Below are 15,470 nucleotides of genomic sequence, written 5' to 3'. Positions count from 1 at the left end.
AAGACTACCAGGTTGATAGGTCAGAGGTGTAAGCGCAGTAATGTGTTAAGCTGACTGATACTAATAGGTCGAGGGCTTGATCAAATAAAAAATAAAATTCACTATGCAATTTTGAATGAATAATTCAAACAAACACATACAACTATATATCTGGTGATTATAGCTTGAAGGTAACACCCGTTCCCATTCCGAACACGAAGGTTAAGCTTCAACACGCTGATGGTACTGCACGGGAGACTGTGTGGGAGAGTAGGACGTTGCCAGGTAGAAGAACTTTACTCAATAGTAAAGTTCTTTTTTTTATGTATAGGAATTTATAAATTCCATCCTTCAGTGAGTAGAGGAATCATATATAGTGTAAAAGGCATCGTAACAAGCTTTAGAAATTCTTATTTATTTTTGTAATATTACAGGATTATATTGTATTAGATAGAAACTTCATAAAAAAACCAAAATAATATATTATTCTGGTTTTTTATGAAGTTTCTATATATAAATAAGTTATAACATTTTCTTTTTCTTAAGTATGATTGCAGTTAGTAATACAGTTGAAATAATTAAACCCATAATTATTTGAAAGCCAAATTTACTCTGCTGAAGAGGTAAACTTTTTGTCAAATTCATTCCAAATATTCCAGAAAAAATGTCAGGAATAGACATAACAATAGTTATAGAGGCTAACAGTTTCATGACTTGATTCAGGTTATTAGAAATCATATTTGCAGAAGCATCCATTGTTGTATTTAATATATTTGTATAAATACTGGTCATTTCTATGGCCTGTTTATTTTCTATAATTACATCTTCCAATACATCTTTATCGTCTTCATATTTTTGCATTATATTAAGTTTTAGCATTTTCTCCAGAGTCGCTTCATTAGATTTTAGAGACGTAGAGAAATAAACTAGTGAATTTTGCAAAGATAATAGTTGTAGCAAAACTTTATTACTCATAGATTTATGTAATGATTTTTGAAGCATCAAACTCTTTTTTCCAATTTGTCTTAAACAAGACAAGTAAAAGCTTGAAACCCTAAATAATATTTGAAGTATAAATCTTGAACGTTTATATGTGTAGAATGATTTTACATTTCCTTCAACAAAATCTGTTAATAATTTACTATTTTTCAAGCAGATCGTAATTATACAATGTTCAGTATATATTATTCCTAAAGGATATGTATCATATGTTAAAGAATTTTCTTCCATTTCAGTAAATGGAATATCAACTATAAAAAGAACATTATTATCTTCTATATCAATACGAGAAGTTTCTTCTTCATCTAAGGCAGCATTTAAGAATTCTAAGGGTACTCCTGTTTTTTTTGATATTAATAATATTTCTTGTTCAGATGGATCAATCATATTTATCCAGCAACCAGTATCTATAGTATCAAGTTTTTTTAGGATAGTTGATTCTAAAAGTGTTTTATATAAAAAAATCATATATATCACTCCTTTCAACATTAAGAATATACCAAATATGATAATTAGTAAATATTTATTTACTTTCAAAAAGTAAATAAATATTATGATTTTAATTATAATAAGAAAATAAAAGCAAATCAACGAAAAAGTTATATATTATAAAGATAATTAAGTTTAATTAATATATATGGATAAATATAATAGAATTAAGAGAATAATCGATTTGAATACTTCAAAAAAAACAGTATAATCACCTTGTGGGGATAATTGTCCATGGAGGTTTATATATGTATAAAGAAATTGTTATAAGAAGAAAAATTGTTAGTTTAGTAAGTATTATTTTTATAATAACTTTTTCTATAGTTATCTCAGATTTAGTAATAAATATAAAACTTTTTGGATATAGTATTGGTGAATACACAAGTATTTTGATTTTTGTATTCATGATACTAATTATGTTTAAAGAGATAACTAAGTGTATGCTTAAATATAAGTATTCAATTATTGCTGATCAATTTATAGTTTATAAAATGAATGGTGATAAACAAGAGATTAAAGAGAATATTAAAATTAAAGATATTATATCTATAGATAAATTAAATAGTAAAAAATTCAATTTATCAAATTTTATTGGAAGAAAATATACAAGTGTGACGATTACTTCAAAAATTTATTGTTGCACTTATAAAAGTAATTATAAAATTCAAAAATTTTATTTTGAACCAAGTAGTTATTTGGTAACAAGATTAAATACTCTCAAAAATGAGTGAATAAAACAATAGCTAGGGAAAAACCTAGCTATTGTTTTTATTTAACTCAATTTTTGATTCTTGGATGAGTTCTTCTTTCTCAATTAAATCTATAGCAGTATTAACAAGAGCCTTAGAACTTTTCATGATTAATTCTATTATATTTTCAGATATTGTTGTATGCGCAAAAGATTCCGTACCGAATTTAATATTTTCAGAAAGTGAAATGAATGGTCGAATACATGGCACAATATGACTTACATCTCCTAAACTTAGTCCAAAATCATAATTTTTAGTATTATCAAGATGAATAAGACCACTTTCCTTTAGATTATGAGCAACAATTCTATTCAATGTTTTGTTTGGTAATAATGTGTCATAAGGTACGCCATCTAATGAAATCTCATAATTTATACAAAATAATTTTTTAATGAATATACATACTTCTTCTATTTGTTTTTTTATTGAATAAGCTGAATTTAAAGATTCTGCTTTTATGCTTAATTTTAATTCTATAGTATTAGGTCCTACTGATGGATTTAAATCTCCATCAATTTTGAGTTTATCAATGGAGCAATCTTTACAGTAATCATTTAGTAACATATTAATAGAATCTAAGGTAAATATACACACATCTAATGGAGTATATTTAGAAGTAGTAGAAGTTGAAAAAGTGATTTTTATCGGAAGTACAGCAGGAGAGGAACCATTCATAGCAGTATGAGTATGAGGTTGTAGCATCAGCACAGAATCTATATCGTCAAATACACCCATTTTAGACATCATAACTTTGCTTCCTGCCTTTAGTTCTCCAGGACAACCAATAACTATTATAGTTCCTCCTATGCTGTTAATTACATGGGATAAAGCTAATGCAGATGCAATGGAGACACTTGTTAAATAATTAAATCCTAGAATTTGTCCTTTGCTGGGCAAACAATCATATTCACACAACAGACAAATTTTAGGATAGGATGAACCGGTTTGTGCTTTAAAAGAGGTGTTAATATTACAAAAATTTTCTTCTACTTCGAAATCACTATCTTTTAGTATATTTACTAAGTATTTAGATGATTTGTATTCATGATAACTTTCTTCAGGATTATGATATAAGTAATTGTTTAAACTTATTATTTTATCTTTTACAGTAGATAAATAAGTTGCAGCTTTCTGCTTCATTTAATTTACTCCTCTGATATAATTTAATTCTTATAATAACTAGTGTAACCAAAGATAATAAATTTATTTAGAATTATTTTTGTGGACAAAATAAATTTTTTGATTTTTTGAATAAAATATATTATAAGAGGCTAATATTTAAATAATTATCTAATTAAGCTATATCCATTAATTAAATTTTATAAGGAGGAGTCTATGAAAATTTTAAATAAACAGAGTTGTATTATATGCGGAAAGCCTCTAAATGATGGTATAATGATTAATGGAAGAGGAATTTGTAGTAATTGTGAAAGAAGAATTATAAATTCTAAAAGTGGTACAGACTTTTATGATTTTTACAAGAGTTGCATAAGAAAAAGGATTGTACATTATATGATCAAAGGAGAGGGTTTTAAGTGCAAAGATTACCACTGTTAGAAGGCGTATTAGAATACATTAAAGAAGAAAACGTATCCTTCTGCATGCCTGGTCATAAGAATGGATTAGGATTCATAGAAACTGAAGAAGGTAATATATTATATGATAATATTATAAAACTTGATATAACAGAAGTTGAGGGAGTGGATAATTTTCACAAACCTTGTGGTATTATTTATGAAGCACAAAAACTATTAACAGAGTATTATAAAAGCAAAAAATCATATTTTTTAGTTAATGGAAGTACAAGTGGCAATCAAGCAATGATATTTTCTTGCTTTGATGAAGGAGATAAAATTATTGTAGAAAGAAATTGTCATAGATCTATAATGAATGCTATCATTCTTAGGAAGCTAGTACCTGTTTATATTGATAATAAAATAAATAAAAAATACGATGCTCCTCTTTCAATAGATGAGGAGCATTGTAAAAATATCATAAATGACAATATTGATGCAAGAGGTATAATTATTACATACCCTAATTACTATGGTGTTTGTGTAAATTTAGAATTGATAATTAAAGAAGCCCAAAAAAATAAAATGTATGTAATAGTTGATTCTGCTCATGGTGCTCACTTTGGAGTATATAATAAATTACCTGAAAGTGCAGTAGAATTAGGAGCTGATATGGTAGTAACTAGTAGTCACAAAACTCTACCTAGTTTTACTCAAACAGGGTATTTACATATAAATAATATTAATCTTATAGACAAAGTTGATTTTTACGTAAGTGCTTTTTCGTCAACAAGCCCTTCATATATGCTGATGTGTTCAATGGATTATGCTAGGTATTACTTAGAAGCAAGAGGAGAAAAAGATTATAAAAGGTTAGTAGATTTATGTGAAAAATATAGGGATAAAATAAATAAAATTCAAGGAATACACATAATTGAAATGAAAGATTTGAGTGGACAAGCAAAAGCGTTAGATATTACTAGATTTATAATTAATATAAGAAAAGGATACAGTGCAGAATTATTAATGCAGTATCTTAGAAAGAATAGAGTACAAGTGGAGATGTGCGATAATCAAAACCTTATATTGATATTATCTCCGTTTAATAAGGAAAAAGACTTTGAAAAATTATATTATGCTTTAAAAGATTGTGATATAGAAAATTTTAAAAATAACTTTTATGATTTACTTATTAATGAATTACCTAAAATGAAATTATTACCATATGAAGTATTAGGTAGGGATACTGAGATAGTAGATTTAGAAAAATCTGAAAATAAAATATGTGCAGAAGCAGTTGTACCTTATCCGCCAGGAATACCAATAATAATGCCAGGAGAGGTAATAAGCCAACAAATTATTGAAATAGCACGATATTATTTACGAAACAATAGTTCAATGTTGGGAATAATAAATAATAACGCTAATTGGAAAATTAAGATTTTAAAAGAATAAATATATTATTATTCTAAAATTGGGAGGAAGAAATATAATGAAGGGTAAATTAATAATAATAGAAGCAACTGATGGTGCTGGGAAAAAAACGCAATCAGATTTATTGTATAAAAGGTTATTAGATGAAGGAAATAAAATTAAAAAAATAGAATTTCCTAACTATAAAGATTCTTCATCAGCTTTAGTTAAAATGTATTTAAATGGAGAATTTGGTACTAAACCAGGAGATGTAAATGCATATGTAGCATCAACTTTTTATGCAGTAGATAGATTTGCATCATATAAGAGAGAATGGAAGGAATTTTATGAAAATGGAGGGATTATATTAGCTGATAGGTATACAACAGCAAATATGGTACACCAAGCATCTAAAATGGATAATATAAAGGAAAAAGAAGATTTTTTGCAATGGTTATGTGATTTTGAGTTTGGTAAATTTGGATTACCTCAACCTGATTGTGTTGTATTTTTAAATATGCCTCCAGAAAATAGTCAACAGCTTATGAAAAATAGAAAAAATAAAATCAATGGTGAAGAGGAAAAAGATATTCATGAAAAAGATAAAGAATATTTAGTAAAATCTTATGAAACAGCATGCTATGTTGCACAAAAATATAACTGGTTAAAGATTGACTGCGTTGATAATGGCAATATTAAGAGTATTGAAAAAATACATGACCAGATATACAGAGAAATAAAAAATGTGATAAAATAAAGGTAATATATATAAATGGAGGAATGTAAATGAAATTGATTTTTGCAATAGTTCAAGATGATTATTCTTCAGAACTAGTTGAGAGTATAAATGAAAAAGGTTTTAGGGTTACTAAATTAGCTACTACAGGAGGGTTTTTAAAATCAGGGAATACTACTCTAATAATTGGTGTGGAAAAAGAGAAAGTTGATGTAGTTATTGATATCATTAAAAAATTATGTAAGACAAGAAAACAGGTTGTAGCAGCTCCATCTCCAATTACAGAAACAACTGGTATGTTTGTACCGTATCCAGTTGAAGTTGAAGTAGGAGGAGCAACAGTTTTTGTTGTAGATGTAGATCAATTTATAAAAGTATAAAAATAATGGAGGAAGTATCATGGGGTTTGAAACCATAATCGGACATAACTTTATCAAAAATCAAATTCAAAACTCTATTTTAAAAAATACTTTATCTCATGCACATTTAATAGTTGGTGAAAATGGAATTGGAAAAAGTTTAATAGCCTACCAAATGGCAATTCAAATATTAGGTAAGAAAGAAAATAAGTATTATGTTGATATAGTTGAATGGAAAATAAAGAAGAATAAAATGTCTATAGGAGTAAATGACATAAGAAGTTTAATTGTAGAAGTGAATAAAAAGCCTTATGAAGGAAATAAAAAGGTTATAATAATTTATCATGCACATAAAATGACAACTGAAGCTCAAAATGCTATTCTTAAAACAATAGAAGAGCCTCCTAAAGGAGTTACTTTAATTCTTTTAACTGAAAATTTAGAACTTTTATTAGATACAATAAAATCAAGGAGTCAAGTGCATAGATTAAATAGATTAACTAATATTGAAATAAAAACTTATTTAAACCAAAAGTATCCTGATCTAAGTCATGAAGAGATTAATTTATTAATTAATTTTAGTGAAGGGATACCAGGGAGATGTGATTTATATTTAAATGATGAAGCTTTTAAGGAAATTAGAAGTTTTACATTAATATTACTTAAAGATACGAATAATAAAAGTGATAATATAATTCCAAAATATGAAGAGTTATTTAATAGATATAAAACCATGTGGGAAGAAATTTTAAATTCATTGTTAGTTTATATAAGAGATATGTTAATATATAAAGAAACAGGAAATGATAAACTTATTATTAATTTTGATAAATTTGATGATTTGAAAGAGATATCTAATATATATTCATATAAGAACTTAGAAAAGCTCGTTAGTATAATAAATAAATCTAGAGAAAAACTAGAAAATAAAGTAAATTATGAATTAGTTTTTAATGTAATGTTGTTGAAAATGCAGGAGGTTTAATATGATAACAGTAGTTGGAATTAGATTCAAAAAATCTGGGAAAATATATTATTTTTCACCAAATAACTTAAACATTAAAATAAATGATTTCGTTATAGTTGAAACTGTAAGAGGAACAGAATTTGGTCAATGTGTTATTGGACCAAAAGAAGTTTCTAATGATAATATAGTAACACCTTTAAAGAATGTATTAAGGGTCGCAACAAATGAAGATGTTAGTAAAAACAAAGAAAATAAAGAGAAGCAGGAAGAGGCTTTTAATATTTGCATTGAGAAGATAGAAAATCATGATTTACCTATGAAGTTAATTGACGTAGAATATACTTTTGATAATAATAAAATAATATTTTATTTCACAGCAGAAGGTAGAGTTGATTTTAGAGAATTGGTAAAAGATCTTGCATCAGTATTCCGAACTAGAATAGAGCTAAGGCAAATTGGTGTTAGAGATGAAGCTAAGATGATAGGGGGACTAGGTCCTTGTGGACGGCCTATGTGTTGTTCGACATTTCTAGGTGATTTTGCACCTGTGTCTATTAAGATGGCGAAAGAACAAAATTTATCTTTAAATCCATCTAAAATTTCAGGAATATGTGGAAGATTAATGTGTTGTTTAAATTATGAACAAGATACATACGAAACTATTAAGAAAAAATTACCGAAAATAAATTCTTTAGTTTTTACTAATGAAGGAAAAGGAATTGTTGTTAGTAATAATGTTATTAAGGAAATCGTTAATGTAAAATTAAAAAAGAAAGATGGAGAAGAATATATTAAACCTTTCTCAATGTTTGATATAAATCTTATATCAGGAGAATATGAGTACAAAGAATTAGATGATGATTCAGAAGATATAATTACAGTATCAGAGGATGTAAATAAAGAAGAATTAAGTGCAATTCTAAAGAATGATTAACGTATCAGTAAAGGAGGACACTTATGAGAATAGCATTAAATATAGCAAACAATAAAGATTATTCTGTAATCACAGAGAGAATGTCAATTAAAGAAGGTGTAATCGCAACACAAATAAAAAAAGGTAATCTAGAAATGATATTTGATGAAAACATCATCTCAAAAGAGGAAATATTAGATTTTATAGAAGAATTGGGGTTTAGTATTCTATAAAAGACTTCCATTAGTTAATGGAAAGTGTTAAAATAGATATCGGATATTATTCTTTAATATCTTAAATTTGGTGGAGGGGGTGTTTTCATGGCTTATACTATTAATGATTCATGCGTAAGTTGTGGCGCTTGTGTTTCAGAATGTCCTGTAGAATGTATATCTGAGGGAGATGGAATATACGTAATCGATGCTGATTCTTGTATCGATTGTGGAAATTGTGCTAATGTTTGTCCAGTTGCTGCTCCAGTAGCTGAATAAAAAGAAGATCGTCTTTTGACGGTCTTTTTTCATTTATGAAGTGAGGTTACAATTATTTTCTCAGATTCATTTTTATATAGTGCAACAGAATTATTTTCAACAAGGTAAAGCGCTGGTTTTGTTATGCAATTGTTTTTTCTAAGTACATAAACAATAACTCCAGGTAAAAGTCCTTTTTGTACCATTTTTTCTTTTAGAATTTCGTTTGCTTCGATAGAAAGTATTCTAACATAACTCCCAGCGGAGACATTTGAAAGAAGATATTCATGATTTTCCATGGAAACACATCCTTAAGCAGTTCATGATGTAATATATTATATTTTAGTTTATGATAATAAAAATATTTTTGTTCCATTTTAATTACATTATTGCTTAAGTAATAATGCTATGAGAATAATCATATTAATATAATATGGTTTAAATATAATAAAAATAATATGGAGGGTCCTATGTCCTTGTGGAAAAAGCATCAAAAGGCATGTGCTACATGTATATACTGGAGTGGAAAAAGGGAAGTTGATTTTAATAATATTAAGGTTCAATGTGAAGAAGGAAATTGTCATAACCCTAATGGGTTTTATAATATGAAAACAATGCAAGGAGCTACATGCTCAAAATGGACGGGCTTTTCAAAATAAAAAAACTCCAAAGCTTACTTTAGAGTTTAGATAATATATTTTGATGAATTTTCTGTATTCATTGATGAAGGAAGTTGAATGGTTATATTCTTTAATACATTTTTAAACTCAAGCTTGTACGACAGAAGAGCATCTTTTATCTTTTTATATATCAACTCTTGCTGTTCATCTAATAAAATCTTTTTATTTGCAGTTCTGGATAACTCTATTTCAAAAACCTCATGACCTATAGAATTAAATGATTTGGTAATTACTCCATCTGATAAATTAGAGCAAATTTTTGTGATATTTTCATCAAATTTTGATTGTTTAATTGAAATATCAATAGAATGAATATTTTTTTCGATTAAACTTTGGTCATATGAAAAATCATCTAAAAGTTGTTCACTGATTCTTTCAAAAACATTCATTATTAGAATTTGGATATCTATTCGACTAATGACATTATCTTTAAAATCATCTTTGTTATATGCTGAAGTATTATCAACTAAGAACATTGTATATGTATAAGCTTCATTCAAACAATTGCAAAAAAAGTTATCAACTTCTTCATCTATTATTGATATACAAGTATTTTCGTATGAAAATGTCTTATATAATGAAATCAATAGTATGCCCCCCTAAAGTTTGTAATGTATAATTACTTGACAAAGTAATTATACATTAAAAGATATATAAAGTTAAGATGTAATTGAATATTAATAAATAATATTAGTATTTATATGTGGTAAAATAAATAAATAATTACTATGATATTAAATAATGTATTAATTGTTTGCGAAATACTCTATTTAAAAGTATAATATAAAGAATCCATTGTGAAATTTAATTTATAAAGTGGTGATAATTTGGAAAACAATTTAGTTAAAAGAGATGAAACATTAGATGATCTTCAATTGAAAAATTTATATGTCATTCAGAAAGAAGATAAATTTAGATTTGGAATAGATGCAGTTCTACTTGCAAACTTTGCAAAAGTTAAGAATAACTCTGTAGTTATTGATTTGTGTAGTGGTACTGGGATTGTTCCTTTTGTAATTAAAGGTAAGAATAATCCGTCTAAAATAATAGGGATAGAAATACAAGAAGAAATGGTTGAAATGGCTAAGAGATCTGTTAAGTTTAATGAATTAGAGGATACAATTAGTTTTATTCAAGGAGATTTAAAAGATATAAACATGTTAAAGAAGCTTCCGAAGGCAGATGTAGTTACTGTAAATCCACCATACAAACTTAATAATTCAGGTATAATTAACCCTAATGATAAAGTCGCTATTGCTCGACATGAAATCTTATGTACGCTAGAAGATGTTATTATTGCATGTAGAACTTTGTTAAAAGATAATAAAAGAATGTATATGGTACATAGACCTGATAGATTGGTTGATATATTTAGTTTAATGCGAAAAAATAAAATAGAACCTAAAAGAATCAGAATGGTTCATCCAAACACTAGTAAACCTCCTAATATAGTATTAATAGAAGGACAAAGAGATGGTGGTAAATTTTTAAAGTGGGAACCACCATTATATGTTTATGATAGTAATGGAAATTATACAGATGAGATTCAAAACATATATGGACGAGATAAATAGAATCTTAAAAAACTAGAGAGGAGCACATTATGCAAGGGAAATTATATGTAGTGCCAACCCCTATTGGTAATTTGAAAGATATTACATTAAGAGCACTTGAAACACTTAAAAGTGTAGATTTTATTGCTGCTGAGGACACAAGACATTCTATAAAATTATTAAATCATTTTGAAATAAAAAAGCAATTAATAAGTTATCATAAATTCAATGAATATAATAAATTAGAAGAAATAATTACAAAGATCGGTGATGGGAAAAAAATAGCTCTAGTATCTGATGCAGGGACTCCAGGGATATCAGACCCAGGTAGTATACTTATAAGTAGATGTATTGAGGAAGGTATAGAGTTTGAGGTATTGCCAGGAGCTACGGCGATTACAACAGCATTGGTTTCATCAGGTCTAGACACAACAAAGTTTGTTTTTAGAGGATTTCTACCAAGAGATAAAAAAGAAAGGAACAGTTTACTCGAGGAGATAAAAGAATATTCTGAGACTATTATATTTTATGAATCTCCTCATCGAATAATTAAAACTCTAAATATTTTGAAAGAAAAGCTAGGAGATAGAGAATTATCAATATGTAGAGAATTAACAAAATTGCACGAACAGATTATAAGAATGAGGATATCAGATGCAATTGAGTATTATCAAAATATTAGCCCTAGAGGAGAATATGTTCTTGTAGTACGAGGTAAATCAGAAGAAGAATTTTTAGCAGAGAAAAGAAGTAAGTGGGAAAATATTAGTATAGAAGAACACATTATAAAATATATAGAAGAAGGATTTTCTAAGAAAGAAGCAATGAAAAAAACTGCAAAAGATAGAGGCATGTCGAAATCAGAAGTATACAAGTATTCAATAAACATTTAATTCATTCAATGTTAACAATATTGGAAGGAGTATTTACTGATAAATTGGATTTTAAATGGTATAATATACTTGAGTATACTGTGAAGGGGATGTGTAATGTGCATAAAAGACTGACAGCTACTGTACTAACAGTTGCTATTATTACTTCATGCAGCGCTTCTACGGTGGTTTTAGCAGATACATTAGATAACCAGCTAAAACAGCAGAAACAAGAGATGGCTGAGCATAAAAAAGATTATGATGAAGCACAAAAAATCGTAGAAGAATTAAATTCCAAAATTGAATTACTTGATTCCCAAATTGAAGAAACTCTTTATGAAACTGAAGAGTTAAACAAAACTATAGCTGAAATAGAACAAAATGTTGAGACTGCTAATAGAGAGATAGAACAAGCAGAAAAAGATATGGAAGCAGAAAAAGAGTTATATGGTGAAAGAATATCAGCTATGTATATGGGTGGTAGAAGTAACTATGTTGAAGTTTTGTTAGGATCAAAAAATTTGAGTGATTTACTTTCAAGAATTCAAACAATTAAAACAATTACTGAGTTAGATGAAGAAATTATTGCAAATTTAGAAGCAAAACAAGCTAAAATTGAAAAAAGTAAAAAAGAAATGGAAGAGCAAAATGTAAAACTTGCTTCGACAAAATCGATTTATGATGAAAAAATGCTTAAGCTTCAAGAAGATAAAGATGATCAACAATCTTATATTGATAAAGCAAACAAAGAAGCAACAGCATATGCGAATGTGTTAAATAAGGATAAAGCACAGATTGCTAAAACACAAAAATTGATTGATCAGGCTAGAAATAATACTCCTTCCTATGATCCATCAAGGGGATCTGCTAGTATTTCTTCAAGTGCAATTGTAGCGTATGCGTCAAATTATTTAGGTAGACCATATAGATGGGGAGCAACAGGTCCTAATTCTTTTGATTGTTCAGGATTTACTTCATATGTTTTTGCACATTTTGGAGTTAATCTTCCAAGAACATCAAGATCTCAGGGAACTGTTGGTAGTTATGTTTCTAAGTCAAAACTCAAGCCTGGAGATTTAGTTTTCTTTGCTAAACCGGGTAGAGCTATTCATCATGTAGGAATATATGTAGGAAATAACTCATACATACATTCTCCACAAACTGGAGATGTAGTTAAGATATCATCTTTGTCAAGTAGATCTGATTATTACACTGCAAGAAGAGTTTATTAGGTATATACGTCTTCAATATAGAAGACGTTTTTTTTATTGCATAGGAAAGTATAAAATTTATACTTTCCTATGCAATAAAAAATGAAGGGGTGCAGGGGAAGTATTCCCCGCTTCTTTCAGGAGGGTGCTCAGATGCGATAGCATCGTCGAAGGGAACCTAAGGTTCCATAGCGAAGCAGCTCTGCCGCCTTTTTTGTATACAATAAAAAAAACAAAAGGACTAAATCCTTTTGTTTTACTTTTCGTCTTTTAATATAGATAAGCAGTTTTCACAGATATTTTTTCCTCTATAGTTAATAACGTCTCTAGCATTTCCACAGAATATGCAAGCAGGCTCATATTTTTTAAGTATAATTTGTTCACCGTCAACATATATTTCTAAAGCATCTTTTTCAGCAATGTCTAAAGTTCTTCTTAGTTCTATAGGAATAACAATTCTACCTAGCTCGTCCACTCTTCTTACTACACCAGTTGATTTCATTTATACATTTCCCCCTATGCGGTTTATATTTTACATCTTTCGACATGTTATAATTAAATAATAACAAATATTACAAAAGAAGTCAATGAAAAAGTAATTTTTTTTTATTCTTATTACAAAATTCTCAATTAATTCCATGTAAGTATAATATACTACCAATTTATAGAAATGTCAATAGAATTAATATGGAAAAAATAATAGAAAAAATTAGACTTAAAAGGAGTGGTGTCAATAGATGTCAAGGTTTGGATATGTATATCATATGGGAAAAAAGTTAAAAAATACATATGAAAATTTTCAAATAAAATAGTAATATTATGGATAGATATAGTTTGATTGTCGAATAAGTCGTGGGTTCAAAGAGATAAATTCAAGATATATACATTTTGATATAATAAATTTGTAATAAATCTAAAATTTATATAAAATAAAAGATAATAAATGTATTTTAATGGATTCAAAAATTGATTTTAGAAAAGGTGAAAATAATGGAAGAAATTATTAAAGAACTTAAAAGGATAATAGATTTTATTGATGGAAATATATATATTGTAGGAGGATATATTAGAGATTTAATAAAATATGGTAAGAATAATATTAATAGTGATGATATAGATATAATATTTAGTGGAGATATAGATTACTTAATAGAAGCTTTAAAAGATAATAATTATAAAATATTTTCTTTGAAAGCAAGTTTAGGGATATATAGAGCTATAAAAGGAAAGAGTCATATAGATATAGCATTATTAAAAGGTGATAATTTGTATAAAGATTTGAAAAGTAGAGATTTTACTATTAATTCAATTTGTATGAATATAAAGAATGATGAAATTATAGATTATTTTAATGGAGTATCACATATAAAAAATGGAATATTAAAGGAAACTAGTAAAAATAGCATAAATGCTGATCCGGTAAGAATTTTGAGAGGATTGAGATTTGTAATAGAATACGATTTACAAATTGATAAACCTACTTTAAATCATATCATAGAGGAAATAGATAAAATAGAAACATGCCCAAAAGAAAGAATTTTTATAGAGTTTATGAAAATAATAAAGGTGGATTCAGAAGGAATACTAGGAGTACTATTAGAACAAATTAAGCAACATTCAGGGAGGAAAATTCTATATACAGATAATAAAATATTTTGTATGAGAACCTATAATATATACAAGAAATTTATGAAAAATAAATTAAATTTTAATCAGATTGATAATAAAGTATTTAACAGAGAAATTGCAGAATTTGAAATAGAATTATTCCTTGGAGTAGCTACTATTTTAATGGATAATACAAGCGATTCAAATAATATTATTAGATATAGCGAAAAATTAGGAGTACCAAAAACAGGTCAAGAGCTTATTATAAAAATTATAAACGGCACAAAATTTGTTATTGATTATTATAAAAAAGATTTAAAATGTTTTAAATCAGAATTATATGATTTTTTCAAAGGTTACGCAAACTATTTACCGTATATTTTAATTGTATCTTATTGTAAAGACGTATTTGCTTCAAATATGAGATTTGAAGAACTTCTTTTAAAGTTTAATACTGAATATATTAAATTTAACGCTATTAAAGAAAATAAATTATTAAAATCAAAGGATATAATTAAACTAACAGGAGTTAAAGGAAGAATTATTAGTGAAGCAATTGAACTTATTGATAAGGAGGTTTATTTAGGAAATATAAAAACAAAAGAAGATGCAAGTAAGGTTTTGATTCAAAAATATCTATGTTGATAACTAATGTATATTCCACAAATTTTAAACATGTTATCAACAGTTGATTGTGGATAATGTGGATAAATTATATAGATTAAAATAATACCTAAGAAGTATTTTGACGAATCATAGAGAAAATACTGGAATACTTGAAGTTCAGAGTTATCCACATTATTTGTTGATAACTTTATGAAAATTGTGAATAACTTTGAAAAAGTATAAAAAAATTAAATGAAATGTAATATATTTCAAATATATGGTTATTTAAAGTAAAAATACAAATTATAATAACCTCTAAAGAAGTTATAAATTCGTAATATTACTAAATAAA

General features: G+C 26.9%; 19 protein-coding genes and 2 rRNA genes. 16 read left to right on the top strand and 5 right to left on the bottom strand.

Annotation, left to right across the window (positions count from 1 at the left end):
* Together ACQ3F0_RS12825 and rrf are read left to right on the top strand one after the other, a co-directional pair.
* A 23S ribosomal RNA gene (locus ACQ3F0_RS12825) occupies positions 1-84 on the top strand; the annotation flags it as partial.
* Positions 85-149: 65 nt separating this feature from the next.
* Positions 150-266 (top strand): 5S ribosomal RNA (gene rrf, locus ACQ3F0_RS12820).
* A 235-nt stretch (positions 267-501) separates the two neighbouring features.
* Here rrf and ACQ3F0_RS12815 read toward each other — a convergent pair.
* Positions 502-1,446 (bottom strand): magnesium transporter CorA family protein, encoded by a 945-nt coding sequence (locus tag ACQ3F0_RS12815; RefSeq protein WP_428865674.1) that lies wholly within the window; start codon positions 1,444-1,446, stop codon positions 502-504.
* Between the two features lie 269 nt (positions 1,447-1,715).
* Between ACQ3F0_RS12815 and ACQ3F0_RS12810 the strand changes: the two genes are divergently transcribed.
* Complete coding sequence (locus ACQ3F0_RS12810) at positions 1,716-2,198, top strand: hypothetical protein (protein ID WP_428865673.1); 483 nt, start codon at positions 1,716-1,718, stop codon at positions 2,196-2,198.
* A gap of 24 nt (positions 2,199-2,222) precedes the next feature.
* Here the strand turns inward: ACQ3F0_RS12810 and ACQ3F0_RS12805 are convergent, their stop codons facing one another.
* Positions 2,223-3,356 carry a zinc-binding metallopeptidase family protein gene (locus ACQ3F0_RS12805; protein ID WP_428865672.1) on the bottom strand — a complete coding sequence of 378 codons (1,134 nt, stop codon included), beginning with the start codon at positions 3,354-3,356 and terminating at the stop codon, positions 2,223-2,225.
* Between the two features lie 195 nt (positions 3,357-3,551).
* Here ACQ3F0_RS12805 and ACQ3F0_RS12800 point away from each other — a divergent pair, with 195 nt between their 5' ends.
* The 8 genes from ACQ3F0_RS12800 to ACQ3F0_RS12765 all read left to right on the top strand — a co-directional run bounded on the left by ACQ3F0_RS12800 (position 3,552) and on the right by ACQ3F0_RS12765 (position 8,609).
* A complete protein-coding gene (locus tag ACQ3F0_RS12800; RefSeq protein WP_428865670.1) occupies positions 3,552-3,773 on the top strand; it encodes a sigma factor G inhibitor Gin in 222 nt (73 codons plus the stop codon).
* Positions 3,752-5,185: an aminotransferase class I/II-fold pyridoxal phosphate-dependent enzyme gene (locus ACQ3F0_RS12795; RefSeq protein WP_428865668.1), complete on the top strand. Its 1,434-nt coding sequence runs from the start codon at positions 3,752-3,754 to the stop codon at positions 5,183-5,185. Before ACQ3F0_RS12800 ends, ACQ3F0_RS12795 begins: the two co-directional genes overlap by 22 nt.
* Before the next feature lie 34 nt (positions 5,186-5,219).
* Positions 5,220-5,900 (top strand): dTMP kinase, encoded by a 681-nt coding sequence (locus tag ACQ3F0_RS12790; protein ID WP_487250441.1) that lies wholly within the window; start codon positions 5,220-5,222, stop codon positions 5,898-5,900.
* Between the two features lie 29 nt (positions 5,901-5,929).
* Positions 5,930-6,259 carry a cyclic-di-AMP receptor gene (locus ACQ3F0_RS12785; protein ID WP_428865665.1) on the top strand — a complete coding sequence of 110 codons (330 nt, stop codon included), beginning with the start codon at positions 5,930-5,932 and terminating at the stop codon, positions 6,257-6,259.
* A gap of 19 nt (positions 6,260-6,278) precedes the next feature.
* The gene (locus ACQ3F0_RS12780; RefSeq protein ID WP_428865664.1) at positions 6,279-7,223 is read left to right on the top strand and encodes a DNA polymerase III subunit delta'; all 945 of its coding nucleotides are present in this window, start codon (positions 6,279-6,281) and stop codon (positions 7,221-7,223) included.
* A 1-nt stretch (position 7,224) separates the two neighbouring features.
* Positions 7,225-8,139: a PSP1 domain-containing protein gene (locus ACQ3F0_RS12775; protein WP_428865663.1), complete on the top strand. Its 915-nt coding sequence runs from the start codon at positions 7,225-7,227 to the stop codon at positions 8,137-8,139.
* A gap of 23 nt (positions 8,140-8,162) precedes the next feature.
* Complete coding sequence (locus ACQ3F0_RS12770; protein ID WP_428865662.1) at positions 8,163-8,351, top strand: hypothetical protein; 189 nt, start codon at positions 8,163-8,165, stop codon at positions 8,349-8,351.
* A gap of 87 nt (positions 8,352-8,438) precedes the next feature.
* Positions 8,439-8,609, top strand: coding sequence for a DUF362 domain-containing protein (locus ACQ3F0_RS12765; RefSeq protein ID WP_428865661.1), 171 nt, complete (start codon positions 8,439-8,441; stop codon positions 8,607-8,609).
* 29 nt (positions 8,610-8,638) lie between these two features.
* On the opposite strand, the gene ACQ3F0_RS12760 is transcribed toward ACQ3F0_RS12765, so the two are convergent.
* Positions 8,639-8,887 (bottom strand): FeoA family protein, encoded by a 249-nt coding sequence (locus tag ACQ3F0_RS12760; RefSeq protein ID WP_428865660.1) that lies wholly within the window; start codon positions 8,885-8,887, stop codon positions 8,639-8,641.
* A gap of 171 nt (positions 8,888-9,058) precedes the next feature.
* Between ACQ3F0_RS12760 and ACQ3F0_RS12755 the strand changes: the two genes are divergently transcribed.
* On the top strand, positions 9,059-9,247 hold the full coding sequence (locus ACQ3F0_RS12755) for a hypothetical protein (protein WP_428865659.1): 189 nt from the start codon (positions 9,059-9,061) through the stop codon (positions 9,245-9,247).
* A gap of 26 nt (positions 9,248-9,273) precedes the next feature.
* On the opposite strand, the gene ACQ3F0_RS12750 is transcribed toward ACQ3F0_RS12755, so the two are convergent.
* Complete coding sequence (locus tag ACQ3F0_RS12750) at positions 9,274-9,855, bottom strand: hypothetical protein (RefSeq protein WP_428865658.1); 582 nt, start codon at positions 9,853-9,855, stop codon at positions 9,274-9,276.
* A 240-nt stretch (positions 9,856-10,095) separates the two neighbouring features.
* Here ACQ3F0_RS12750 and ACQ3F0_RS12745 point away from each other — a divergent pair, with 240 nt between their 5' ends.
* From ACQ3F0_RS12745 to ACQ3F0_RS12735, 3 genes are all read left to right on the top strand, one after another.
* Positions 10,096-10,842: a tRNA1(Val) (adenine(37)-N6)-methyltransferase gene (locus ACQ3F0_RS12745; RefSeq protein ID WP_428865657.1), complete on the top strand. Its 747-nt coding sequence runs from the start codon at positions 10,096-10,098 to the stop codon at positions 10,840-10,842.
* A gap of 29 nt (positions 10,843-10,871) precedes the next feature.
* The gene (rsmI, locus tag ACQ3F0_RS12740; protein WP_428865656.1) at positions 10,872-11,714 is read left to right on the top strand and encodes a 16S rRNA (cytidine(1402)-2'-O)-methyltransferase; all 843 of its coding nucleotides are present in this window, start codon (positions 10,872-10,874) and stop codon (positions 11,712-11,714) included.
* A 98-nt stretch (positions 11,715-11,812) separates the two neighbouring features.
* Complete coding sequence (locus ACQ3F0_RS12735; protein ID WP_428865655.1) at positions 11,813-12,925, top strand: C40 family peptidase; 1,113 nt, start codon at positions 11,813-11,815, stop codon at positions 12,923-12,925.
* 235 nt (positions 12,926-13,160) lie between these two features.
* Here the strand turns inward: ACQ3F0_RS12735 and ACQ3F0_RS12730 are convergent, their stop codons facing one another.
* Complete coding sequence (locus ACQ3F0_RS12730) at positions 13,161-13,406, bottom strand: AbrB/MazE/SpoVT family DNA-binding domain-containing protein (protein ID WP_428865654.1); 246 nt, start codon at positions 13,404-13,406, stop codon at positions 13,161-13,163.
* Positions 13,407-13,894: 488 nt separating this feature from the next.
* Between ACQ3F0_RS12730 and ACQ3F0_RS12725 the strand changes: the two genes are divergently transcribed.
* Complete coding sequence (locus ACQ3F0_RS12725; RefSeq protein WP_428865653.1) at positions 13,895-15,157, top strand: tRNA nucleotidyltransferase/poly(A) polymerase-related protein; 1,263 nt, start codon at positions 13,895-13,897, stop codon at positions 15,155-15,157.
* The last annotated feature ends 313 nt before the right edge of the window (positions 15,158-15,470 follow it).

The sequence above is a fragment of the Clostridium sediminicola genome (assembly GCF_050402865.1).
GTDB lineage: Bacteria > Bacillota > Clostridia > Clostridiales > Clostridiaceae > Clostridium_AF > Clostridium_AF sediminicola.
Note: the sequence above shows the minus strand (reverse complement) of the source record. Positions and strands in the feature narration are given on the sequence as shown.